22 protein-coding genes and 1 pseudogene are annotated in these 23,666 nt (G+C 73.0%); 15 read left to right on the plus strand and 8 right to left on the minus strand.

Features of this window, described 5'->3' with window-relative positions; genetic code table 11:
• Window positions 1-44: 44 nt before the first annotated feature.
• The 4 genes from LWC33_RS06465 to LWC33_RS06480 all read right to left on the minus strand — a co-directional run bounded on the left by LWC33_RS06465 (window position 45) and on the right by LWC33_RS06480 (window position 2,613).
• A complete protein-coding gene (locus LWC33_RS06465) occupies window positions 45-638 on the minus strand; it encodes a PaaI family thioesterase (RefSeq protein ID WP_233303308.1) in 594 nt (197 codons plus the stop codon).
• A 10-nt stretch (window positions 639-648) separates the two neighbouring features.
• Window positions 649-1,104 carry a MaoC family dehydratase gene (locus LWC33_RS06470; RefSeq protein WP_233303309.1) on the minus strand — a complete coding sequence of 152 codons (456 nt, stop codon included), beginning with the start codon at window positions 1,102-1,104 and terminating at the stop codon, window positions 649-651.
• Window positions 1,105-1,407: 303 nt separating this feature from the next.
• Window positions 1,408-1,818 (minus strand): MaoC family dehydratase, encoded by a 411-nt coding sequence (locus tag LWC33_RS06475; protein ID WP_233303310.1) that lies wholly within the window; start codon window positions 1,816-1,818, stop codon window positions 1,408-1,410.
• Between the two features lie 120 nt (window positions 1,819-1,938).
• Window positions 1,939-2,613 (minus strand): GntR family transcriptional regulator, encoded by a 675-nt coding sequence (locus LWC33_RS06480; RefSeq protein WP_233303311.1) that lies wholly within the window; start codon window positions 2,611-2,613, stop codon window positions 1,939-1,941.
• 227 nt (window positions 2,614-2,840) lie between these two features.
• On the opposite strand from LWC33_RS06480, the gene LWC33_RS06485 reads away from it, so the two are divergent.
• Window positions 2,841-4,004: an LLM class flavin-dependent oxidoreductase gene (locus LWC33_RS06485; protein WP_233303312.1), complete on the plus strand. Its 1,164-nt coding sequence runs from the start codon at window positions 2,841-2,843 to the stop codon at window positions 4,002-4,004.
• On the plus strand, window positions 4,001-5,266 hold the full coding sequence (locus tag LWC33_RS06490) for an MFS transporter (RefSeq protein WP_233303313.1): 1,266 nt from the start codon (window positions 4,001-4,003) through the stop codon (window positions 5,264-5,266). The genes LWC33_RS06485 and LWC33_RS06490 overlap by 4 nt, the downstream gene beginning before the upstream one ends.
• A 58-nt stretch (window positions 5,267-5,324) precedes the next feature.
• Here the strand turns inward: LWC33_RS06490 and LWC33_RS06495 are convergent, their stop codons facing one another.
• Together LWC33_RS06495 and LWC33_RS06500 are read right to left on the minus strand one after the other, a co-directional pair.
• Window positions 5,325-6,506 (minus strand): acyl-CoA dehydrogenase family protein, encoded by a 1,182-nt coding sequence (locus tag LWC33_RS06495; RefSeq protein ID WP_233303314.1) that lies wholly within the window; start codon window positions 6,504-6,506, stop codon window positions 5,325-5,327.
• A 61-nt stretch (window positions 6,507-6,567) separates the two neighbouring features.
• Window positions 6,568-7,368 carry an enoyl-CoA hydratase/isomerase family protein gene (locus tag LWC33_RS06500; protein WP_233303315.1) on the minus strand — a complete coding sequence of 267 codons (801 nt, stop codon included), beginning with the start codon at window positions 7,366-7,368 and terminating at the stop codon, window positions 6,568-6,570.
• 175 nt (window positions 7,369-7,543) lie between these two features.
• Here LWC33_RS06500 and LWC33_RS06505 point away from each other — a divergent pair, with 175 nt between their 5' ends.
• Both LWC33_RS06505 and LWC33_RS34900 read left to right on the plus strand, forming a co-directional pair.
• Window positions 7,544-8,350 carry an SDR family NAD(P)-dependent oxidoreductase gene (locus LWC33_RS06505; protein WP_233303316.1) on the plus strand — a complete coding sequence of 269 codons (807 nt, stop codon included), beginning with the start codon at window positions 7,544-7,546 and terminating at the stop codon, window positions 8,348-8,350.
• Window positions 8,351-8,628: 278 nt separating this feature from the next.
• Window positions 8,629-8,727, plus strand: a pseudogene (locus LWC33_RS34900) (NAD(P)(+) transhydrogenase (Re/Si-specific) subunit beta); the annotation flags it as partial.
• Window positions 8,728-8,922: 195 nt separating this feature from the next.
• On the opposite strand, the gene LWC33_RS06515 reads toward LWC33_RS34900, so the two are convergent.
• Together LWC33_RS06515 and LWC33_RS06520 are read right to left on the minus strand one after the other, a co-directional pair.
• Window positions 8,923-10,239: an MFS transporter gene (locus tag LWC33_RS06515; RefSeq protein ID WP_233303317.1), complete on the minus strand. Its 1,317-nt coding sequence runs from the start codon at window positions 10,237-10,239 to the stop codon at window positions 8,923-8,925.
• A 40-nt stretch (window positions 10,240-10,279) separates the two neighbouring features.
• Window positions 10,280-11,317: an NAD(P)H-dependent flavin oxidoreductase gene (locus LWC33_RS06520; protein WP_233303318.1), complete on the minus strand. Its 1,038-nt coding sequence runs from the start codon at window positions 11,315-11,317 to the stop codon at window positions 10,280-10,282.
• Window positions 11,318-11,448: 131 nt separating this feature from the next.
• Here LWC33_RS06520 and LWC33_RS06525 point away from each other — a divergent pair, with 131 nt between their 5' ends.
• The 11 genes from LWC33_RS06525 (at window position 11,449) to LWC33_RS06575 (ending at window position 23,656) form a co-directional block, all read left to right on the plus strand.
• The gene (locus tag LWC33_RS06525) at window positions 11,449-13,230 is read left to right on the plus strand and encodes an acyclic terpene utilization AtuA family protein (RefSeq protein WP_233303319.1); all 1,782 of its coding nucleotides are present in this window, start codon (window positions 11,449-11,451) and stop codon (window positions 13,228-13,230) included.
• Window positions 13,227-14,057, plus strand: a complete 831-nt coding sequence (locus LWC33_RS06530; protein WP_233303320.1) for an SDR family NAD(P)-dependent oxidoreductase — start codon at window positions 13,227-13,229, stop codon at window positions 14,055-14,057. The genes LWC33_RS06525 and LWC33_RS06530 overlap by 4 nt, the downstream gene beginning before the upstream one ends.
• An 11-nt stretch (window positions 14,058-14,068) precedes the next feature.
• On the plus strand, window positions 14,069-16,360 hold the full coding sequence (locus LWC33_RS06535) for a CaiB/BaiF CoA-transferase family protein (protein WP_233303321.1): 2,292 nt from the start codon (window positions 14,069-14,071) through the stop codon (window positions 16,358-16,360).
• A 7-nt stretch (window positions 16,361-16,367) separates the two neighbouring features.
• Window positions 16,368-17,159, plus strand: a complete 792-nt coding sequence (locus LWC33_RS06540; protein ID WP_233303322.1) for an alpha/beta fold hydrolase — start codon at window positions 16,368-16,370, stop codon at window positions 17,157-17,159.
• Window positions 17,156-18,136, plus strand: coding sequence for an LLM class flavin-dependent oxidoreductase (locus LWC33_RS06545; protein WP_233303323.1), 981 nt, complete (start codon window positions 17,156-17,158; stop codon window positions 18,134-18,136). The genes LWC33_RS06540 and LWC33_RS06545 overlap by 4 nt, the downstream gene beginning before the upstream one ends.
• Window positions 18,137-18,295: 159 nt before the next feature.
• A complete protein-coding gene (locus LWC33_RS06550; RefSeq protein ID WP_233303324.1) occupies window positions 18,296-18,865 on the plus strand; it encodes a cupin domain-containing protein in 570 nt (189 codons plus the stop codon).
• Between the two features lie 43 nt (window positions 18,866-18,908).
• Window positions 18,909-20,114 (plus strand): ABC transporter substrate-binding protein, encoded by a 1,206-nt coding sequence (locus LWC33_RS06555; protein ID WP_233303325.1) that lies wholly within the window; start codon window positions 18,909-18,911, stop codon window positions 20,112-20,114.
• An 87-nt stretch (window positions 20,115-20,201) separates the two neighbouring features.
• Entirely contained in the window at window positions 20,202-21,074 is an 873-nt protein-coding gene (locus LWC33_RS06560; protein ID WP_233303326.1) for a branched-chain amino acid ABC transporter permease, read from the plus strand.
• 1 nt (window position 21,075) lies between these two features.
• Complete coding sequence (locus tag LWC33_RS06565; RefSeq protein ID WP_233303327.1) at window positions 21,076-22,149, plus strand: branched-chain amino acid ABC transporter permease; 1,074 nt, start codon at window positions 21,076-21,078, stop codon at window positions 22,147-22,149.
• On the plus strand, window positions 22,146-22,958 hold the full coding sequence (locus LWC33_RS06570) for an ABC transporter ATP-binding protein (protein ID WP_233303328.1): 813 nt from the start codon (window positions 22,146-22,148) through the stop codon (window positions 22,956-22,958). The genes LWC33_RS06565 and LWC33_RS06570 overlap by 4 nt, the downstream gene beginning before the upstream one ends.
• Complete coding sequence (locus LWC33_RS06575) at window positions 22,958-23,656, plus strand: ABC transporter ATP-binding protein (protein WP_233303329.1); 699 nt, start codon at window positions 22,958-22,960, stop codon at window positions 23,654-23,656. The genes LWC33_RS06570 and LWC33_RS06575 overlap by 1 nt, the downstream gene beginning before the upstream one ends.
• Window positions 23,657-23,666: the final 10 nt, after the last annotated feature.

Genomic DNA, 23,666 nt, shown 5'->3' on the forward strand with positions numbered 1-23,666 from the left:
TGTACAGCTGTCCGGACAGCTGTCCTAGTATTTTCCCGAGTGGGTTAACCCGCGGCGCGGAGTGCCACGCAGAGCGCCTTCGCCTCGACACAGAGCACCTCGCCGTCGTGCAGCGTCGCGCGCAGGAACCGCTTGCGTCCCTCCTCTCGCTCGAACCAGGCGTCGACTTGGAGATCGCGGTCGACGAGAGTGGCGCTGCGGTAGTCGAGCTGCAGGGAGGCGGTCAGCGAACGCGACCGCCCCGACACGGCGAGGTAACCCAGCACCTCCTCCAGGAAGAGGGCGATGGCGCCCCCGTGCGTGGTGCCGTCGCTTCCGTGGTGGTAGCGGCCGAACCGCACGGTGCCGCCGACCCGGTGATCGTCGGCACGGTCGACGCGGAACACCGGGACGAGCGCCTGGCCGCGGCCGGGGATCCCGACGAGCCTGCCGGTGACCTGGTCCGAGGTCGGGGCGGCCTGCTCGGCGAACCAGTCGGCGAGTGCGGACAGGTCGTCGGTGGCGGCGTCGACGAGTTCGGGATCGGGGGTCGCCGCGGCCATCGCGTCGAGGAGGCGTCGCAGCTGGACGGTCATCCGCTCGAAGCCGGCGGCGTCCTGGTCGGAGTTGACGGTGGGCGTCGCGGAGTGGTCGGTCATAGCCACGTGCTCAGACGTAGTAGCGGACGAGCCACTCGGCCACGACGGCAGGCCGTTCGGATCCCTCCAGTTCGACCACGAACGCGGTCGCGAGCTGCACGCCGCCGTCCTTGGTGTCCTCTGCGGCGACGAGTTCGGCCGACGCACGGACCCGACTGCCGACGGGGACCGGCGCGGTGAAACGCACCTTGTTCAGTCCGTAGTTGATGCCCATCCGTTTCTTCTCGATGTGGTACGTCGAAGCCGCCAGCACCGGCAGCAGGGACAGGGTGAGGAAGCCGTGCGCAATGGTGGTGCCGAAGGGGCCCTCCGCCGCGCGGTCGGCGTCCACGTGGATCCACTGGTGGTCCCCGGTGGCGTCCGCGAAGAGGTCGATGTGGCTTTGCTCGACGGTCAGCCACTCGGAGGTCCCGAGCTTCTCGCCCACCAGGGCACGGATCTCGTCGAGGTCGTTGAAGACGCGCATGGAGGCAGCCTTGTCGGTCGTCGTCGGAGGGGTTGTTGCAGTTCGCGCCATGCATGGCCACGCGCGAGAACCGGCCGCCCGCGAGGAGCGAGCGGCCGGCATTCTCGGCACGACGTGGGTGATCAGGGCTCGAGCTCGCCCACGCGGGAGCCGCCGACCTCGGTGAACCACATCGAGCCGCCGGGCTCACACGGGGCGAACTGTGGCTCGGTCGAGGGCTCCTTCTCGCTGGCGATGTCGTCCGGCGCGCTGACCAGCGACGGGATCGGGCGGGTGATCTCCTCTCCTTGTTGTCCGGGTCGATCAAGCCGTTCTCCTCGTCCCCGCGGCCGTAGAGCGTTGCGAGATCTGGATAGGACTTACCCCGGGCCATGCTGCCCCGTGTCGCTCGGTGCATGGCGGTGCCTCGGCGGCGACGAGCTCGGCCGTGGCCCGGACCCGGCTCCCGGCGGGGACGGGCGCGGTTAAGCGGATCTTGGTCGGGCCGTAGTTGATCCCCATCCGCTTCTTCCCGACCTCGTAGGTCGAGGCGGCGAGCACGGGCAGCAGCGACAGGGTCAGGAACCCGTGCACGATGGTCGTCCCAAACTGCCCCTCCGCCGCACGGGCGGGGTCGACGTTGATCCACTGGTGGTCACCGGTGGTCTCGGCGAACAGGTCGATGTGGCTCTGTTCGACGGTCAGCCACTCGGACGTGCCGAGCTTCTCGCCCACGAGGGCGCGGATCTCACCGAGGTCGGTGAGGGCGCGCTGGCCGTGAGGGATGCGCGACCCCGGGTGATCGCGGTTGTCGCACTTCGCACGAGTGCGCGGGCGCGACCGCCCGATGTCAGATCAGACGAGGCTGGACAGTCGCTTCAGCGACACCCAGCGGTGCTCGCGACAGAGCTCGACCAGGCGCTCGTTGTCGTGCTCGGCCCAGGCCTCGATCTGGTTGTCGTGCGCAGCTCCCATCATCTCCGCGCGCTCGGCCCAGATGCCGATACCCATGACCATGTAGGACATCGACATGTCCCACCACCGGTCGAGCTCGCGCACGAGGAGCTGCTGGTCGGAGGCGTTGAAGATCTGGAAGTGGAAGTCCCGGTTGAGGCGCATCGCCTCCGCCACGGACACGTCCGGGTTCTTGATCTTCTCGTTCACCGTGCGGAGGGCCCTCAGCTGCTTGGCCGTGGGCTCGGGCAGGGTCCGCAGGACCTGGCTCTCGATGAGGTCCCGCAGCGTGTACATCTGCGTCATCTCGGCGAGGTTGAAGCGGGTCACCGAGTAACCGCGGTTCGGGCTGTAGGAGATCAGCCCGTCCTGGCTGAGCGCGCGCAGCGCCTCGCGCATCGGGCCTCGGCTCAGCCCGATGCGCTCGGCCAGGTCGTCCTGGATCAGCTGCTGGCCCGGGAGCAGCACGCGGGTGAGGATCAGGTCGCGGATCGCGTCCGTCGCCCGCTCCACGGCGCCGCCGCGGCGCGCAGGGGTGCCTGCGGCGGCCTTGGTCGCGGCTCTCGCTGGTGACACGGGCGGCCAACCTCCTTGGAGACGATCCTGGCTCCGACAGTCTAGCCGCTCACGACGGTGCAGGGTCGGGTGAAGGCTATGGCGGCGGGATAATTGGAGCCAAAATAGTTGACTATCAACCGTGCGGCTGCTGAGGTGGGAGGGTCTCGACGACCGCGCCGCGGGCGTCGGGACGCGCGGGTCGCCGAGATGACCGACCCGCTCCACGACTCGCAGAGGAGACAGCAATGACCGCTGACCCCCGGCGCATGCGCTTCGGCGTGTTCCTCGGCCCCTACCACCGCATCGGGGTGAACCCCACGCTCGCGATGCAGCGGGACCTCGAGCTCGCCGCGCACCTGGACGGGCTCGGCTTCGACGAGATCTGGTTCGGCGAGCACCACTCCGGCGGGGTGGAGACCATCGCCTCCCCCGAGGTGATGATCGCCGCGGCGGCCCAGCGCACCACGTCGATCCGGCTTGGCACCGGGGTGTCGTCGCTTCCGTACCACCAGCCGTTCATCCTCGCCGACCGGATCGTGCAGCTGGACCACCTGACCCGCGGGCGGATGATGTTCGGGGTGGGGCCGGGTCAGCTGCTCGAGGACGCCACGATGATCGGCATCGAGCCCTCGACGCAGCGCGGCCGCATGGAGGAGGCGCTGGAGGTCATCCTCCGGCTCTTCCAGGGTGGGACGGTCACCGCCAAGACCGACTGGTTCACCCTGCAGGACGCGGTGCTGCAGCTCCCGCGCTACTCCGACTTCGAGATCGCTGTCACCGCCGCGGTGTCCGCGACGGGCCCGGCGCTGGCCGGGCGCTTCGGGACCAGCCTTCTGTCGCTGGCCGCGACGGACCCCGTCGGGATCGAGCGACTCGCGGGCCACTGGGAGATCGTGCAGGCCGAGGCCGCGCAACACGGGCACGTCCCCACCCGCGAGAACTGGCGGCTGCTCGGCCCGATGCACGTCGCGGAGACCCTGGAGCAGGCGAAGCGGGACGTCGCCTACGGCATGCCCTGGTTGCTGAACTATCTGGCCCACATCACGCCCACCTCCCTCGGGCGCTTCGACACCGTCGACGAGTTGGTCGACGTGCTCAACGAGTCCGGCCGCGGCGTCGTGGGCACGCCGGACATGGCCGTGGCGCAGCTCGAGCGGCTCCACGAGAAGTCCGGCGGCTTCGGCACGTACCTCTTCCAAGGCTCCGACTACGCCCGGTGGCCCGCGACGCTGCGCAGCTACGAGCTGTTCGCCGAGGAGGTCATGCCCCAGCTGAACGGTCAGCTCGAACCGCTCGAGGCCAGCGTCGGTCGGGTCCTGGCCAGCGGCACGGCCGGCGCCGACACCACGGCGCGGTCGCAGGCCGAGGCGACCGCCCGCTACCACGAGCGCCGCGGCGGGCAGCCGTGACGGGCCGACCGGGCGGGGCCGACGGGGCCGAACGCGCCGAGTGGCGGGACGGGTGGCCTGTGGTCCTCGCCGCCGCGCTCGCCTACGGCGGGGGACCGGTCCTCCTGCTCACCACGGCCAGCGTCTTCGTGCGGCCGACGGCCGAGGCCACGGGCTGGAGCACCAGCCAGGTCCTCATCTCGCCCCTGCTCACCACCCTCTTCGCCGCGCTCAGCCCGGTCGCGGGCCGGCTGGCGGACCGCTTCGGCGCCCGCCGGGTCGTGGCACCGGGCCTCGTCCTCTATGCGGCCGTCCTGGTGGTCTTCGCGGTCACCCCGGTCAACCTGGCCGCCTACTACGGCATGGCCGTGCTGATGGGCGTGTTCGGTGCCGTCGGGTACCTGGTCCCGATCAACCGCGCCGTCGCGACCTGGTTCGACAAGGGCGCGGGCAAGGCATTCGGCCTGGTCGGCGCGGGCGGCGCGGCCGCGCCGCTGCTCGGTGTGCCGCTCGTCGCCGTGGTCGTCTACACCTTCGGCTGGAAGGCGGGCTACCTGCTGCTCGCCGGGTTCGTCCTGGTCGTGGCGCTGCCCGCCGTGCTGATCGGGCTCCGGTCCCGTCCGGTGGCCGCCGACGTCGTGGCCTCCCCGGGGGCGGGTGCCCGCGGCGGCACCGGGGTGCGGGCGGTCCTGTGCTCCTACCGGTTCTGGATCTTCGCGCTCAGCTCATTGCTGGCCTACGGCACCACGCAGGGCTTCCTCGCCAACATGCAGCCGATCATGCTCGACGGCGGCTTCGACGTGGCCCTTGCGACGACGGCGACGACCTTGATCACGGTGGGCGTCATCGTCGGCAGGCTCGGCACGGGCGCCCTGCTCGACGCGGTCCTGCGCTATCCGGTCGCGATCGGCACCTTCACCCTGTCCGCTCTGGGGGCGGTGGGGCTCGCCAACGCTGCGCTCCTGCCGGCCGTGGTGGTCATCGTGGCCGCGATGCTGGTGGCCGTCAGCCAGGGTGCGGAGGGCGACATCATCGCCTACTTCATGCTCCGCGACCACGGGCGCGCGCATTTCGGCACCCTGTTCGCCGCCGTCTACGTGGTCAACGCGATCGGCGGGTTCGGCGGGCCGTACCTGTTCAGCCTCCTGCGGGACGCGAGCGGCAGCTACGTCTCCGCCGTCTCGCTCGGGGCGGTACTCTTCGCCGTCGCGGCCGGTCTCATGGGGCTGTACTGGGCGACCGCTACCCGGCGGCGAACCGCGACCCCGGCCGTGGTCGGCTGACTCCCACGACGAACGAGCCCGCACGCCCGAAGGCGTGCGGGCTCGTCGTCGTGCAGGGTCAGTAGCTCCGCGGCAGGCCGAGGTCGCGCTCGGCCACGAAGTTCAGCACCATCTGGTTGTTGATCGGGGCGATCCGCTGGAGCCGCGACTCGATCCAGTGCCGGCCGATGTTGTACTCGCGGGCGAAGGAGTAGCCGCCGAAGACCTGCATGGCGTCGTCGGACGCGGCGAAGGCGGCCTCCGTCGTCAGGTACTTCGCGGCGTTCGCCAGGCTGCCGATGGCCCCCGCGCCCTTGAGCTCGTACTCGGTGGCGGCCCGGTTGAGGACCTCGGCCGCGCCGAGCAGGTTCAGGTAGCCCCGGGCCAGCGGGTGCGCGACGGCCTGGTTCCGACCGATCTGGCGGCCGAACACCTGCCGCTCCGTGGCGTAGCGGGTCGCGTTCTCGATCGCCCACCGGCCCATCCCGAGGGCTACCGCGGACAGGATCAGCCGCTCGCCGTTGAGGCTGTGCAGGAGGTGGTAGAAGCCCTGGCCGACTTCGCCGACGACCTCGTCGTGCCGCACGTGGTGGTCGGAGATGAACAGCTCGGCCGACGGCACCGCGTTGCGACCGATCTTGGGGATCGGCTTGATGTCGATCGTCGGGACCTGCAGGTCGGTAAGGAACAGGGTCAGGCCGTCGCCCTTGCGCCCGCCGGGCTCGGGACGCGAGGTCCGGACCAGCATCATGATCTTGTGGCCCTCGAGGGCGCCGGAGTTCCAGACCTTGGTGCCGGTCACGCTCCACCCGCCGTCGACCGGGGTGGCTGTCGTCGTGATCTTCGTAGTGTCGGTGCCCGCATCGGGCTCGGTGACCCCGAAGGTCACGAACAGCTCGCCGGAGGCGATGCGCGGCAGGAACGCGCGCTTCTGCTCCTCGGTGCCGAAGGCCAGCAGGGTCGGGACGCACAGCAGCGGGATCTGCACGCTGCTGGAGGCGTTGTTGCCCCCGCCGCTCGAGGTGACCTCCTCCATGACGGCGAGCAGGTCGCCCATCGTGCCGCCCCCGCCGCCGTACTCCTCGGGGATGATGATCCCCTTGAAGCCCGCGTCCGCGAAGGCCTGCGTGAACTCGCGGGGGAACGTCGAGGTCCGGTCGTGCTCGTCCCAGTAGTCGGGGCCGAACTGGGCACACATCTTGCGGACCGCCTGCCGGAGGTCGGCGCGGTCCTGCTGGTGGGGGTAGGGGCGAATCGTCATCGTGCTTCCTTCCGAGGGGTGGCGTGGAGGGGGCGGTGTCGACCGAGGGGGACGCAGGGGCTCACTTGCCGGTCCAGACCGGTGCGCGCTTCTCGGCGAAGGCCCGCGGGCCCTCCTGCGCGTCGTTGCTCGTGTAGACCCGCTCGTAGGCGATGTCCGCGCACCGCTCGGCCTGCGTGGTGCCCATCTCCGTGCAGAGCCCGACGAGGGTCTTCGCCGCCCGGACGCTCAGCGGGGCGGCGGCCGCGATGCGTTGCGCGAGGTCGACGGCGGCCTCGAGGAGGGACTCGGCGGGCACGACGGCGTTGACCAGACCGACCTCGTACGCCCGCCGCGCACCGATCGGCTCCCCGGTCAGCAGCAGCTCCGCCATGATCCGCTTGGGCACGATGTCGATCAAGGGCGCCGCCCACGGGGCACCCCGGCCGCGCAGCACCTCGGTGATGGCGAAGCGGGCCTGCTCGGACGCCACCGCCAGGTCGCAGTCCTGCACCAGGCGGAAGCCGCCCGCCAGGGCGGGGCCGTTGACGGCGGCCACGACCGGCTTGGAGACCGAGCCCCTGCTGCTGATCATGATGTCGGAGTCCGGCGGGGGGACCCGCATAGCGGACTCGGCCATCTCCTTGAGGTCGCCCCCGGCGGAGAAGACGGGGCCGTCGCCGGTGAGAACCGCGCAGCGCAGCTCGGGGTCGGCCTCGAACTCGTCGAAGGCCTCGCGCAGGCCCTGCCGCATGACCCGGCCCAGGGCGTTGCGCCGCTCGGGGCGGTTCATCGTGACGACGAGGACGTGGCCGCGCCGCTCGGAGAGCACGATCCGCTTCTTGAGCCGTTGTTCCTCGTCGGTGAGGTCGATGTGGACCACCGGTGGATCCCTTCTCCTGGGATGCGATGTGCGTGGTGCGGGGCTCGCGGCCCCATTCCGCACAGTAACAGCTTGGCGCCAAGATTGGAGACACTTGCACCAACGACTTGACAGGTGCCACAGCGCAGCCAGAATTGGCTGCAATACTGCCGGAGCACCTCGACGAGGAGGAGATGTGGGCGCAGAGCAGGGACTCGTCGCCGTCGTCACGGGAGCGGGCGGGGGGATCGGATCCCGGACCGCCGAGCTGTTCGCGGGTCGCGGGGCGCGCGTCATCGTCGCGGACATCGCCCCGGAGGCGGGCGAGCGGACCGTCGAGGCGATCATCGCCGCCGGCGGGCAGGCCTTCTACCAGCCGCTCGACGTGCGCCGGCCGGAGTCCTTCGCAGCCCTCGCCGAGGCGGCGGTCGAGCGCTACGGACGGATCGACGTCCTGCACAACAACGCCGCGGCCACCCACCTCTACGAGGGGGACAGCCACGCGGTCGAGATCGACCCGGAGCTCTGGGACCGCATCTTCGAGATCAACCTGCGCGGGGTCATGCTCGGCTGCAAGTACGTGCTGCCGCAGATGGTGCGCCAGGGCGGCGGCTCGATCGTCAACATGTCCTCGACGCGAGCGGCGGGAGGCGCGCTGGGTCTCGCGGCCTACGGCGCGTCCAAGGCGGGGGTCGAGGCGCTGACCCGCTACGTGGCCACCGCCTACGGTCGACACGGCGTGCGGTGCAACGCGGTCCGGCCCGGCCTGATCCGTACCGCCCAATCCGCGGCCTTGCACGACGACGGCGGCGAGGGCCTGGGCCGGGTGCTCAAGCACGTCCTGCTGCCCTACGCTGGGACCCCGGACGACATCGCCGAGCTGGTGTACTTCCTCGGCACCCCGGCCTCGCGCTACATCACCGCGCAGACGATCCCGGTCGACGGCGGGATGCTCGCCCACCAGCCCTTCCACGCCGACGAGCTGGCCGCCTCACTCGGCTGACCAGGTCCGCGGCCCGGCGCCCGGTGGTGTCGTGCGTGCGCCCCGGTCCTTCGGCGGACGGGCCGGGGCGGCGGCTGGTCAGGGAGACGCCTGTGGGGTCATCGCCGCGCTCGTGGCCGGCGCCTTCCTCGGCATCCCCCGGTCGCGCAGGACCGGGTCGTGCTCGCCTCCGCCCGGGCGCACTTCAGGCACCCGCTGGCAGGGGGTCTGCGCGGGATGGAGGTGACCGTGCGGGCGATGACGACCCTCGTGCGCCGTCGGCCAGCACGTCGAGGTCGATGGACGAGATCAACGATGATCTCGCTGTCACGGACGTCGTGTTGGTCATCGGGGCGAACGACACGGTCAACCCGGCCGCCTCGGAGGACCCGGGCTCGCCGATTGCGGGGATGCAGGTGTTGCGGGTGTGGGAGGCCAAGGACGTGATCGTGTTCAGCGGTCCATGGCCACCGGGTACGCGGGGTGCAGAACCCGCTATTCTTCCGGGACAACACCCAGATGCTCTTCGGCGACGCCAAGGAACGCATCCCAGGACATCCTCGCCGCGCTCCCGGTCCGGGCCTGAGCCGGCGTCAGGCCGCGGGGGCGCCGACCCGCGGCTGGGCGCCGAGCCGGGTCAGCGCCACGGTGCACACCCCGGCCAGGAGCAGGAGCAGGCTCATCAGCACCCCGAGCCACGTGGTGCCGATGGCCTCGTAGACCAGCGCGGCGAGGAACGGGGCGAACCCCCCGACGGTGTTGCCGAGCTGGAAGCCGAGTGAGATCCCCGAGTAGCCCACCCGGCTGTCGAAGGACTCGGCGAACATCGACGGGATCGGCCCCTGCGCGATCGAGTAGCCGATGCCGTAGGGCAGGACGTATGCGAGCACGACCAGGACGGGCTCGCCGGTCGTGAGCGCGGGGAAGAACGCCAGGCTCAGGGCCGCCCAGACCACCACGCCCGTCACGACGAGCCGCCGCCGGCCGTACCGGTCGGACAACGCCCCGGACAGCGGCACCACCACGAGCTGGATGCCGTTGCTGACCAGGATCCCGGTGAGCACCAGCCAGTGGGCGACCCCGATCCGCGCGGTGAAGCTGACGCTGTAGGTCAGGTTGAGGTAGGTCGCCACCGAGATCCCCGCCATCAGGACCGTCGCGAGCAGGACCTGCCACGGGTAGCGGCGCAGGACGTCGAGGAGGGGCAGCCGGGGCAGCTCGTCGGCCTCCCGGTTCTCGACGAACTCGGGGCTCTCGGCGATCTTCCAGCGGATGACGAGGCCGACGACCACCAGCACGGCGCCGACCCAGAACGGGATCCGCCAGCCCCACGAGAGCAGTTGCTCCTCCGGCAGCAGGGCCACGAGCAGGAACGCGAGGTTGCCCAGCAGCGACCCGACGGACAGACCCGTCTGCGGCAGGCTGGAGTAGAAGCCGCGTCGCCCGGGCGGGACGTGCTCGAAGGACATGAGCACGGCCCCGCCCCACTCGCCGCCGTAGGCGAGCCCCTGCAACAGCCGGAGCACAACCAGCAGCATCGGCGCCCAGAAGCCGATGGTCGCGAACCCGGGGAGGCAGCCGATCAGGACGGTCGCCCCACCCATCAGCAGCAGGGTCGCGACGAGTACTCGCTTGCGGCCGATGCGGTCGCCCAGGTGCCCGAAGACAATGCCGCCGAGCGGGCGCGCGACGAAACCGACGCCGAAGGTCGCGAAGGACGACAGCAGGCCGATCGTCGGGCTCACGATGGGGAAGAAGACGTGGCCGAACACCAGTGCCGAGGCCAGGCCGTAGATGGTGAAGTCGTAGAACTCCATGGTCGTGCCGGCCACGCTCGCGAACGCGACGCGGCGGGCCGAGACCGTGGTGGGCGCGGCGTGTCCGCCGTGCACCGTGGGTTCACCGGTCATCGGTGCGACTCCCTCGTCGGAGGATCCGGGTTCTGGTGGGTCACCGCTGGTGGAGTCCGGCGAGGGTGTGCCTCGCCTCCCGCACCACGCGCTCGACGACGTCGGCGGCCCGCTCGCGGCGGTCGAGGAGCCCGGCGATCTGGCCCGCCGGGATGGGACCCCGGTCGACGTCGCCGTCGACCCGGACGGCCACCGCGAGGGGTTCGTTGCGCTCCCACTGCTCGGGGAACGCGCCGATCTCCTCGGGGTGCGTCCGGTAGTGCTCGGTGAAGGCGTTGCGGACCATGCGCGCGGGCTTGCCGCTGTGCGCCCGGGTCACCACGGTCGAGGTGTCGGCGGCGGCCAGGACCGCGTCCTTGTAGCGCTCGTGCGCTCGCGCCTCCGCGGAGGCGGCGAAGACCGTGCCGAGGTAGGCACCGGACGCGCCGAGCGCGAGCGCGGCGACCAGCCCGGCGCCGCCGCCGATCCCGCCCGCCGCGACGACGGGCACCCGGGCGATCCGACAGACCTGGGGGAGCAGCGCCATGCTCGCCACCCGGGAGTTGTGCCCGCCCGCCTCCCACCCCTGCGCGACGAGGACGTCGGCGCCCGCCTGCTGCGCCTTCTCCGCGTGGCGGGTCGCGCCGACCGTGCACATCGTGCGCACGCCCGCCGCCCGGCACGCGGCGAACACCTCGGGGTCGGGCACCCCGAGGCCGGCGCCGAGCACAGCCACGCCCTCGTCGATCACCACCGCGACCTTGTCCCGCAGCTCGTCGCCCAGCCGCGCCCCGGCCGCGCTGTCCGGGTCGTGCCGCGGGAAGAGCAGGTTCACCGCGAAGGGGCGCCGGGTGAGGGCCTTGACCTGCCGGATCTCCTCGCGCAGCCCCTCCGGGGACAGGTTCCCGGTGCTGCCGATCACGCCGAGCCCGCCGGCCTCGCTCACGGCCGCGGCGAGCTCCTGGCGGGCGAGGTAGCCCATGCCGGCCTGCACGACCGGGTGCCGGATCCCGAGCAGCGTGGTGAGCCGGGTGGCGAGGACGGAGTCGATCCAGTCCTCGGTGCCGACCAGGGTCGTGACGGAGACGTCGTCCGACATCGGTCACCTGCATCCATCATTGGAGCCCTTCCTGTCACCAAAACGGTTGCACGGCGTCATCGTTACTGTCAACGGCCCCGGTCCGCCGCGAGGGCTTGACGCGTCGGACCCCGCGGTGCGACCGTCTCGGCATGGGCTCCAAGATTGCAGCCAATTCACTTCGCGTCGGACAGTTCTCCGCCTACCACGGCGACCGGGCCGACGGGATGGCCGAGCTGCTCGACACCGGCGTCGACGTCCTCACCGGCGACTACCTCGCCGAGCTGACCATGCTCGTACTCCGCAAGAACCAGCTGCGCGGGGGAGTCGGCTACGCCGCCTCCTTCGTCGACCAGCTCGAGCGGTACCTGCCCCGCATCGCCGAGGGCGGGGTGAAGGTCGTGACCAACGCGGGCGGCCTGGACCCCGTTGGGTGCGCCGAGGCCGTCCGGGCCGCGTGCGCCCGGGCGGGGGTCACCCTGCGGGTCGCGGCCATCACCGGGGACGACCTCCGGGAGGACCTGGGGACGCTCCTCGGGCCGGACGCCGCGCTGCGCAACGTGGACACCGGCGAGGACCTCGTCCTCGCCGACCACGAGATCCTCACCGCCAACGCCTACCTCGGCGCCTGGCCGATCGTCGCCGCGCTGGAGGCCGGGGCCGACATCGTGGTGTGCCCGCGGATGACCGACGCCTCCCTGGTCGTGGGCCCCGCGGCCTGGCGGTTCGGCTGGGCGCGGGACGACTGGGACCGGCTCGCGGGCGCGGTCGTCGCCGGTCACCTCATCGAGTGCTGCGGGCAGGTCACGGGCGGGCAGTTCGCCCTGTTCGACGAGTACCCCGACCTCGGGCTGCCCGGCATGCCGATCGCGGAGATCGCGGCCGACGGGTCGTCGGTGATCACGAAGGCGGCGGACACCGGCGGGGTCGTCGACACCCACACCGTCACCGCCCAGCTCATCTACGAGGTCCGCGGCCGCGAGTACCTCAACCCCGACGTGACGGTCGACCTGGCGTCGGTCGCCCTCGAGCAGGCCGGCCCGGACCGGGTCCTGGTGTCCGGGACGCGGGGACGCGAGCCCGGCGGGCTCACCAAGCTCTCGCTGACCTACGAGGGCGGCTACCGCAACACCCTCACCGTCGGGGTCACGGGCCGCCACGTCGCGCAGAAGGTCGCCTGGCTCCGGCGGGCCGTCGAGCGCGCCGTCGGCGCCCCGGAGGAGTTCGACGCCTTCCGCTGGACGGTGGTCGGCCCGGTCACCGAGACCGACGGCGACCAGGCCCAGTCGACCGCGTGGGTCGTGATCACCGCGCGGGACGCCGACCGGGCCAGGGTCGGGCGAGCGGGCTTCGCGGACCGGATCGTGCAGCTCGGCACCAACAACATCCCCGGCTTCTACCTGACCACGCCGCCGCAGAAGGAGCGGCTCTTCGGGGTCCAGTGGCCCTGTCTGGTGGAGAAGAAGCACGTCCAGCCCCGGGTCCTGGTCGACGGGGCCGACGCGCTGGACGTCGCCTGGGAGTTCTGGGAGCCGGGCGCGGCGCCGGAGCCGATCGTGCCACGGCTGCCCGAGGTGCCGAGCGGCCCGACGACGCGGGTCGCGCTGGGCGACCTTGTCGGGACCCGCTCCGGGGACAAGGGCGGCATCGCGAACCTCGGCGTGTGGGCCCGCACGCCCGAGATCCACGCGTGGATCCGGCGCGAGCTGACCGCCGAGCGGCTCGTCGAGCTCGTGCCCGAGGCGACGGGACTGCGCATCGAGCGGCACGAGTTCCCGAACCTCGGCGCCCTGAACTTCATCCTGGTCGGGTACCTGGAGCAGGGGGTCTCTTCCTGCACCCGGATCGACCCGCAGGCCAAGGGCCTGGGGGAGTACCTCTCCGCCCGCACCGTCGAGGTCCCGCGGGCGCTGGTCCTGGAGCGGCGGCGGTGATCGACTTCGGGCTGGCGGGCACGGTCGTCGCGGTGACCGGCGGGGGCTCCGGCATCGGCCGCTCGATCGCCGAGTTCGCGGGCGCCCACGGCGTCCGGGTCGCGGTGATCGACCGGGACGAGAGCGCCGCGAAGTCGGTCGCTGCGGACCTCCCGGACGCCCGGGCCTACACGCTCGACGTCCGGGACCCGGAGGAGACCGACGCGGTGTTCACCGCGGTCGAGCGGGAGCTCGGTCCGCTGCACGGCGCGGTCACCTGCGCGGGCGTCTCGCTGCCGGGCGTCGCCGACCGGCTGTCGCACGAGCGGTGGAGCACCGTGCTCGACGTCAACCTCACCGGCACGTTCCTCAGCCTTCAGGCCGCGGGCCGCCGGATGCTGCCGCGCGGGGCCGGCGCGCTGGTGGCGGTCGGGTCGGTCGACTCCTTCGGCGGCCACGGCGAACGCGCGAACTACGCCGCCTCCAAGGCGGGCATCGCCGGCGTCGTGCGGAGCATGGCCATCGACTGGGGCCCGCGCGGCGTGCGGGTGAACGCCATCGCCCCCGGCGCCGTCGACACCCCGCTGCTGCGGCGCAACATCCCGGCGGACGTCATCCGCGACACCATGGTCGCCAGGACCCCGCTGGGTCGGCTCTCGACCGGCGCGGACCAGGCCGCCGCCGCGCTGTTCCTGCTCTCGGACGCCGCCGCCTACGTGACCGGCGTGCTGCTGCCCGTCGACGGCGGGACGACCGCGGGCTACTTCACCCACATCGCGCCGGCCGGGGACGGTCCGGCGCCCGACGACGGCGCGGCGCGGAGCCCCGGGCTCCCCGCCGGCCGGTGAGCGGATCCGCCATGACACCGAACGACCGGCCCGCGGGCCCCCTCGCCGGGATCGAGGTCCTCGAGATCGCGGGCCGACCGGCGGGCGCCTACTGCGGGCGGCTGCTGCACCTGTTGGGGGCCACCGTCGTCCGGCCCGCCGTGCCCCTCGTGGCCGACGTCCCGAGCCGGCTCGCCGCCGACCTCGAGGCCGTGCTGCACGAGGGGAAGCGCACCGAGGCGGACCGCGCGGAGCTCGCGGCGGTCGCACGCCGGTGTGCGCTGGTCGTCGTGGACTCCCGCGAGGAGGACGCGGTCGACGGCGCCCTGACGCGGCTGACCGCCGACCTGCTCGGGGACGTGCCCGACGCGACCCCGCTGGTCGACGTGACCGGCCTGCGCACCGGGGTGGCGGACGGGACGGTCCTGCCCTCGGCGCCGATCGTCGCCGCCGCTGCGTCGGGCATGGCCTGGGGCATCGGCGCGCCCGGCGAGCCGCCGCTGACCCTCCCCTTCGACCTGCCGGACTTCCTCACCGGGACCGAGGCCGCCGCCGCGGCGGCGCTGGCCCTGCTGCTCGCGGAGGGGAGCTCGGCGGCGGGGTCGCGCTGGGACGTCAGCACCACCGACGTCCTGTCCTACTTCGTGGGGCAGATCGGGTCCAACTTCCTGCCCTACGAGCGGCCGTGGAAGCGGGACGGCGCGCGGGCCACCATGTCCGGCGGCTCGTACCCGGGCCAGATGTTCCCCTGCCGGGACGGCTGGGTGTCGATCATGTGCCGGACCCAGCGCGAGTACCGGGCCCTGCGGGACGCGCTCGGCGACCCCGACTGGGCGAAGCGCCCGGGGTACGACGACTCACGGGTGGTCGCGCGCCTGCACGCGGACGAGGTCGACGGCTACGTCAACGCCTGGACCCGCGCCCGCACCCGGGACGAGGTGTTCGCCGCCGGTCGGGAACACGGGTTCCCGGTCGCCCCGGTGAACACCGTGGCCGAGGCGCTCGACGAGGAGCAGTTCGCCCACCGCGGCTTCTTCACGACCGACGCGCGGGGGCGTCGCCGAGCCCGCGCCCCGTTCCGCCTGTACGCGGCACCGGAGGCGGGCGGCAGGCGATCGGGCCGGCCCGCGGCCGACGCCGACACCAAGCGGCCGCTGGCCGGTCTGCGGGTGCTCGACCTGTCCTGGGTCTGGTCCGGCCCGATGGTCACCGCCGCGCTGCGCGACCTCGGCGCGGAGGTGCTCAAGATCGAGCACCGGGAGCGCGCGGACCCGGCCCGCCTGCGGGGCAGGGCGCTGCGCGACGGGCGGCCGGTCGAGGGGCCCGAGCTCGAGGTCACGCCGTACTTCAACCAGATGAACCACGGCAAGCGCAGCGTCGCCGTCGACATGGGCGCACCCGACGGCGCGGCGCTGATCGGGCGGCTCGCCGAGCACGTCGACGTCGTCGTGGAGAACATGCGGCCGGGCGCGCTGACCCGCAAGGGCCTGGACTACGCGTCCCTGCGGGCGCGCAACCCCGGGCTGGTGATGGTGTCGATGTCCCTGCTCGGGCAGACCGGTCCGCTGAGCGGGATCCGCGGCTATGCCCCGGTGATGTCCGGCCTGGCCGGGCTCGACTCGCTGGTGGGGTACGACGCCGGGCACCTGATCGGCACCTACAATCCCGCGCTGGGGGACCCCAACGGTGCGGGCCACGCGCTGGCCGCGCTGCTAGCGGCGCTGGTGGGGCGGCGGCGGACGGGCCGCGGCTGCTACGTCGACCTCTCGCAGGTCGAGGCGTTGCTGAGCATCATGGCGGAGCCGATCCTGCGTTGGGAGACCGACCACGAACTGCCCGTCCCCGCCAACGGCCACGCCCGCTTCCACCCCTATGGGACCTTCGCCTGCCGGGCGGAGGACACCTGGGTCTCGCTGGCGGTCCGGACGGACCGCGAACGCGCCGCCCTGGCCGAGCTGCTCGGGGTGCCCCCGGGCACGGCGGGCCTCGACGCGGCGGTCGCCGCCTGGGCCGCGGCACGGACGGACCACGAGGCGGCCGCGGCGCTGACCGCGGTGGGCCTCCCGGCGAGCGCGGTGGCCGGCTACGACACGGCGCTGTTCGGCCCGCGGGCCGCGGATCGCGGGGTGGCCACGCCCACCGAGCATCCGTGGCTGGGCGAGCAGGCCGTGGTGACGGTGCCGTGGAAGGTCGACGAGCACGGGTTCCCCGCGTCGGCGGCCGGGCCGCTGCTCGGGGCCGACACCGACGACGTCCTGATGGAGGTCCTGGGGCTGACCCAGGAGGAGATCGCCGACCTCCGCCGCCGCCGGGTGATCGAGTGAGGTGCACATGAGCACGGTGGCGCTGCCCGCGGGCCCGACGATCGCGTTCGACGACGTGGGGGAGGGCCACCCGGCCATCGTCTTCAGCCACGGCCTGTTCATGGACCGGGAGATGTTCGCGCCCCAGGTCGCCGCGCTGTCGGCGCGCCACCGGTGCGTCACGTGGGACGCCCGCGGACACGGGGACTCGGTGTCCTCCGGGCCGTTCACCTACTGGGAGTCCGCCCGGGACCTGCTGCGGCTCCTCGACGCGCTGGGCCTGGACCGGGTCGTGCACGTCGGGATGAGCCAGGGCGGGCTGCTCGCGCAGCGGGCGGCCCTGCTGGCCCCGGACCGGTTCGCGGGCCTGGTCCTCCTCGACACCCAGGCGGGACGTCTGGTGGGTGACGGCGCCCGGACCTTCGAGGCGCTGACCGAGCGGTGGGCGAGGTCCGGGCCGGACGAGCCGACCCTGGACTGGCTAGGGACGCTGATCCTGGGGACGGGCGTGGACGCCGAGCCGTGGAAGGCGAAGTGGCGCGCGCTGGACCGCTCCCGGCCGCGGGACGCCGTCCGCGCCCTCGTCGACCGCGAGGACCTGCACGACCGGCTCGGCGAGATCACCCCGCCGGTGCTGGTGGTGCACGGGACCGAGGACGCCTCCGCGCCGGTCGCGCGGGCCGAGGCGCTGGCCGCTGGGGTGGCCGACTGCCGCGGCCTCGTGCTCGTCGACGGCGCACCGCACGCGGCCAACCTGAGCCACCCCGCGCAGGTGACCGCCGCGATCGCGGCGTTCGTCGAGCAGGTGACGGCGCCGTGAGCGACCCCGCTGTGCGGCTCGGCGTGCTCCTGCCCACGCGGGAGCACGCCGAGGACGGCCGGGCCCGGGACGTGGTCGCCGTCGCGGCGGCCGCCGAGCGGGCCGGCGCGGACTCGGTCTGGGTCGGGGACTCGCTGTTCGCCCGGCCGCGCCTGGACCCGCTGACCCTGCTGGCGGCGGTGGCCACCGCGACCTCGACCGCGACCCTCGGCACCGCCGTGCTCGTCGCGCCCCAGTGGAACCCGCTCCTGCTCGCCCGCGCGGCCGCGACGGTGGACGTGCTCTCGGGCGGGCGGCTGGTGCTGGGCCTCGGCCCGGGGCCGGACTACGGGCCCGCACGCAAGGAGTTCGCCGCCCTCGGCGTGCCCCACCGCGACCGGATGGGCCGGCTGGCCGAGGTCGTCGAGGTCTGCCGGGCGCTGTGGGGTCGGGGCCCGGTCGGCGTCGACGGCCGCCGCTGGAGCTTCCGTAACGTCGACCTGCACCCGAAGCCTGCCGCGCCGGGCGGACCGCCGGTCTGGTGGGGGGTGCGGGGCCCGCGGGGGCTGGCGCTGGCGGGCGGGCGCGGCGACGGGTGGCTCCCCACCGGTCGCGGCCCCGACCACTACGCGGAGGGGCTCGCCGCCGTGCACGCCGCCGCCACGGGCCCGGTGGCCGCGGCGGTCTACCTGACCGTGGCGGTCGACGACGACGCCGACGCCGCAGTGGACCGGATGCGGGAGTCGCAGACGGCGTACTACCGCGCGCCGTGGCCCGCCGTGCGGGAGCTGGAGGACCACTGCGCGGGGACGGCCGAGACCGTCGCCGCGCACGTCGCGGCGTACGTACGGGCGGGCGCCGAGCACGTGGTGCTGCGCTTCGCGGGCGGCGACCCCGTGGCCCAGTTCGCCCGGTTGCGCGCCGCCGTGCGGCGGGACGCCGCACGGCGCTCGTTCCGGAGCGGACGCTTCGTCGGCGGGGTCCCGCTGGAGTCTTGACAGGGCGGGAGCGGGCTGGAATCTTTGGCTCCAATTTCGGCGCCACATACCGCTGCACCCACCCGGCCCGGCCCCCCGACGTCGAGGGGTCGAGGAGGAACGAACGGTGCGCCCTCCGTCACCAGGGCGCGACTCCCACGACAGACATCGAGGTTTGCCATGATCAAGGAGATCCGGCGCGCGATCGCGGGCCACACCGCCGAGGGCAAGTCGACCTTCGTCGACGCCGGGGTGGTGCCGCCGGTCACCGCGGACCTGTACCCGGGAGCCATGTACTGGCTGGTCTGGGGCACCGAGGACGGCGAGCTGACCGTCGGTCGCAACGACGAGCCCGTCCAGAAGCCCTTCTTCCCCGGGCCCGGCGGGACCCGGCTGATCGCGGTGCGCTTCGCCGCGCACGAGGCCGCGGGCCAGGGCGCGGGCGGCGACACGGACCCGGAGACGCTCGAGGCCATGCGCAAGGACGCCGAGGAGAAGTTCCCGGGCCTGTTCGACAAGCACGCCGCTGACCCGGAGAACGCCGCCTTCCACACGACCGACACCGTCGACTACGGCTTCGTGGTCGAGGGGGAGATCTGCCTGCAGCTCGACGACGGCGACGAGCAGGTGCTGCCCGCGGGCAGCTTCGTCATGCAGCGCGGCACGCGGCACGCCTGGATCAACCGGTCCGACGAGCCCGCGCTCGTGGTGTACGTCCTGCTCGGCGCGACCCGCGTCCCGCAGTCCTGACCGCCGCCTCCGTTCGCGACCCACGACCTCCGGGAGAACTCAGATGACTCGCTCAGGCTCACGACGACGTGGGCGCCTGTGGGGCGCGGCGGTCGGCGCCGCCGCGTCCCTCGTGCTCGCCGCCTGCGGCGGCGGCTCGGGCTCCGGCTCGGGAGACGCCACCGGTGACCTGGTCATCGGCGCGTCGCTCGCCATGACCGGGCCGAACGCCGCGGCGGGCAACGCCCGCTTCGGGATCCAGGGCCGGTTCGACCAGGTCAACGAGCAGGGTGGCATCCAGGGCCACAAGATCGTGCTGAAGATCGGCGACGACCAGCTGGACCCGGCCGTCGCGCCCGGGGTGGCGCGCACGCTCGTCGAGAACGACGAGGTGCTCGGTACCGGGTTCGCGGGCTCGGCGGTCTCGGCCTCGGTCGTCCCGTACCTCACCGCGCAGAAGGTCCTGGCCATCCCGTCCAACGGGTCCACCGACCTCATCAAGGACCCGGGTTCGACCTACCGGCTGTTCATCCCGTCTTACGGGGACCTGGCGGCCCACATCGTGGACTACGCGGTCAAGGACCTGGGCAAGACGAAGATCGCCGTCGCCTACACCCCGGACGCGGTCGGCAACCCCATGCTCGAGGGGACCCGCTCGGAGCTGGCCCGGCTGGGCATGGCGCCGGTGGCGGAGGTGTCTTTCAGCGCGAAGGCGACGAGCGCCGCGGCGCAGGCAGCTCAGCTCAAGGCGTCCGGCGCCGACTTCGTCGTGCTGAACCACGTGCCCGCCGTCGCCTCCGTGCTGATGCAGGCGAACGAGCAGATCGGGTACCAGCCGGCCTACGGCTCGACCTTCGCGCTCGCCCAGCCCGCGCTGACCAAGATCATGGGCGCTCAGCTGGACGACCGGATCTACTTCGCGACCGGCTACATCGACCCCGACTCCGACGCGGCCGCCGACTTCCGCAAGTACGTCGGGGCGGCCGGCGGCGACATCCACAACACCGACGTCATGACCGGCTGGGCAGCCGCGGACACCTACGTCGAGGTGCTGAAGAAGGCGGTGGCCGACGCCGGGGGGAACACCCCGACGCGGGCCCAGGTCCTGGCGGCCACGGACGACCTCGTGATCGACACCCCGTACGTCCGGGGGGTGCACTGGACCGCCGACAACCACGCGGGCATGAAGCAGGCGCGGATCACCAAGCTCGTCGGCGGGCAGTTCCAACAGGTCGAGGACTTCACCCCGGTCCCCGGTCCGACCTCCTGACCCGTCCCACCCGGGGGCCGGCCCCGTCGGCCCCCGGGACCCCGTCCGCCGCGGCACCGCCGCACGAGACCCGAGCGGGAGGAGAGCGTGGAGCTCTTCGAGACCAGCGTCATCCTCGGCGTGACCATCGGCCTGGTGTACGCGCTGGCCGGTGCCGGCCTGGTCGTCATCTACCGGACCTCCGGCTACGCGAGCTTCACCCAGGGCGACATCGCCGCGGTGTCGCTCTACGTCGGCCTCTTCGCCTACCAGAGCGGCCTGCCCTACCCCGTCATGGCGCTGCTCGTCGTCGCCGTCGGCGCGCTGCTCGGCGGCCTGATCGGGGGGCTGATCGTCGTCCCCCTCGAGCGGTACGGGCCGCTGACCGCGGCGCTGGCGACGATCGGCGTCGGCCTGGCCATCCAGGGCACCGAGAACATCGTGCTCAACCCCGACCCGGTGGCGTTCCCCTCGGCGGGCGACGGCCCGGCGCTCACGCTCGGCCCGGTCACGCTGTCCGTGGCCGACCTCGTCCAGGCCGCGGTGTGCATCGCGCTGTTCGTGGTGCTGGGTCTGGTCTTCCGATTCAGCCGCACCGGCATCGCGATGCGGGCGGCGAACGACAACCCGGTCGCCGCGGGCCACGTCGGGCTCTCCGGGCGGCGGCTGAAGGTCGTGAGCTGGGTGATCGCCGGCGGGCTCGCCGGGATCACCGGCCTGTTCGTGGCGCCGCTCTACTCGCTGAGCCCCAGCAGCGTGAACGCGATCCTTGTGTTCGGGTTCGCGACCGTGGTGCTGGGCGGCTTCGAGAGCATCACCGGGGCCCTCGTCGCCGGCGTCCTGATCGGCGTGGCGAGCAACCTCGTCGCCGCGTACCTCGACCCCCAGCTGGTCACCTTCGGCGTCTACGCGCTGGTGCTGTGCGTGCTGCTCTTCCGTCCCTTCGGCCTGCTCGGCCGCCGTCCGCTCGTGAGGGTGTGAGATGAGCTCGACCACCGACACCGGTCGTGTCGCCCAGGCGCCTCCGGAACCGCCCGCGACCTCGCGGTACGGCCCGCACGCGCTGCGCACCGCCGTCGCCACGGGCCGCGGCGTGCTCGCCCGCCACCGCTACGTCACGATGCTGCTCCTGGCGGTCGTCGTGCTGGTGCTGGGTCTGACCGGCAACGCGGGCTTCCGCTACAGCCTGACCCTGGCGACGGCCTACGGGATCGTCGTCCTCGGCAACAGCGCCACCGCCGCCGTGCTGGGGGAGATCAACCTCGGCGGGCTCGCCTTCATGGCGGTGGGCGCCTACACCATGGCGAACCTGCTGGAACACGACGTCGCCGCGCTGCCCGCGCTGCTCGTCTCCGGGCTCGCCGCCGCGGTCGTCGGCCTCGTCCTGGCCATCCCGACGACCCAGCTCCGCGGCATTTCGACCGCGCTCGTGACCTTCGCGCTGGCGTACTCGATCAGCGACCTCGCGACGTACCTGACGCCGGTGACCAACGGCGACGAGGGCAAGTTCCTCCCCGCCGACCTGGAGCTCGCGGGCCTGCTGGTCAGCGGGTCGAACGAGGGCCTGCTCGTCCTGGCCGTCGTCGTCATGGTGCTGGCCTGCGCCGGACACATCGCCCTGCTCAACAGCAGGCCCGGCCGGGTGGCGATCTCGGTCGGCGAGGTCGAGCGGGCGTCGGCGATCTTCGGGACGCCGATCCGCCCCGTCCAGCTCGCCGTGTGGGTCTGGGCCTCGTTCCTGGGCGGGCTCGGCGGCGCCCTCTACGGGCTCGCCGTCGGGTTCGTCAGCGCCTCGCAGTGGCAGATCATGCTGTCGATCTTCGTCTTCGTCGGCGGGCTGGTGGGCGGGACCCGCAGCGCGTCCGGTGCCTGGATCGGCGGCATGATCGTGGGCGGGCTCCCGATCTGGCTGCAGGGCGTCGTGCCGCCCACGGCCACCACCCTGGTGTACGGGGTGATCCTGGTGCTCGCCCTCCTCGCGGGCGGACGCGGCCTGGCCGAGCTGGGCGAACGCCTGGGGGTCACCGCCTGGCTGCGGCTGCGGGTGCGGTCGTGAGCGCGGCCACCGAGACCCGCCCCGGGCCGACCGAGGCGGCCGCCGGGCTGCGGGCGCGCGGGGTCGTGATGCGCTTCGGCGGCGTGACCGCGCTGGATGACGTCGCGATCGAGCTCGCCGTCGGCACGTGGACCGGGCTGATCGGCCCCAACGGCTCGGGCAAGACCACGCTGCTCAACGTGCTGTCGGGGGTCTACCGGCCGCAGGCGGGCTCCATCGAGCTCGACGGGGTCGACGTCGGCGGGGCGCGGGCCGGGCGCCTCGCCCGCGCGGGCATCGTCCGCACCTTCCAGCACCCGCAGCTGGCCGAGTCCCTGACGGTGTGGGAGAACCTGCTCCTCGGCGTGGACTTGCGGCGGAGGCGGCAGGGCCGGCGCGGGGCGGAGGCGCCCGCCGGGCCCGGGGCCGAGGAGCTGCTCGAGGTCTTCGGCTGCACCCGCTACGCCGGGCACCTGCCCGCCGAGGCGCCGTACGGCATCCGCAAGTCGGTCGAGCTGGCCCGTGCTGTGGTGGCCGAGCCGGGCGTGCTGCTGCTCGACGAACCGGCCGCGGGCCTGAGCAAGGAGGAGCGCAGCGAGCTCGTCGGGTCGCTGAGGTGGGTGCGGGAACGTCGCCCGGACCTCGCCGTCTGCCTGATCGAGCACGACGTGCGCCTGGTGGCCGCGGTGTGCCCGACGATCCAGGTGCTCAACTTCGGCCGCGTCCTCGCGGTCGGCACGGCCGCGGAGGTGCTGCGGGCTCCGGCGGTGCAGGAGGCCTACCTGGGGCGATCGGCCCGCCACCTGGACCGCGACGGAGGGGGATCCTGATGCTCGAGGTGACGGGCCTGCGCGGCGGGTACCGCGAGAACGTCCTGGTGTTCGAGGACATCTCCTTCGCGCTCGACGGCGGCGCGGTCGGGTTCATCGGGCGCAACGGCGCCGGCAAGACCTGCCTCGCGCAGACGCTGTCCGGCGCGCTCCGGGCCGGCGGCGGCGCGATCACGCTCGACGGCGTGGACGTGACCGCGGGGTCGTCGCGCGGCCGAGTCCGGTCGGGGATCTCGCTGGTCCCCGAGGGGCGGCTCGTGTTCGGGCAGCTGACCGTCCGCGAGAACCTGGTCGTGGCCGCGCACGCCGCCGGGCGGTCGTCGAGCGGGATCGGGGCGCTCGAGGAGCAGTTCCCGATCCTGGGGCAGAAGCGCGGCAGGCCCGCGGCGTCGCTGAGCGGCGGCGAGCAGCAGTTGCTGGCGATCGCGCGGGCGCTGGTCCAGGAGCCGAAGGTCGTCGTCCTCGACGAGCCCTCCCTGGGGCTCTCGCCGGTCGCCGTCGACGCCCTCACCGCGACCCTGAGGTCGGTCGTGGTCGACAGCGGCCTGTCGATGGTGCTGATGGAACAGAACGGCGAGCTGCTGAGCGGCCTTTGCGACCAGGTACTCCTGGTCGAGCAGGGCCGCGTGGTCCGCAGCCTCGACATGCACGACGAGGCGGACGAGAACACCCTCTACGAGTCCTATCTCGGCGTGTAACGCCGACGGT

The organism is Pseudonocardia terrae, from assembly GCF_021343995.1.
Taxonomy (GTDB): domain Bacteria; phylum Actinomycetota; class Actinomycetes; order Mycobacteriales; family Pseudonocardiaceae; genus Pseudonocardia; species Pseudonocardia terrae.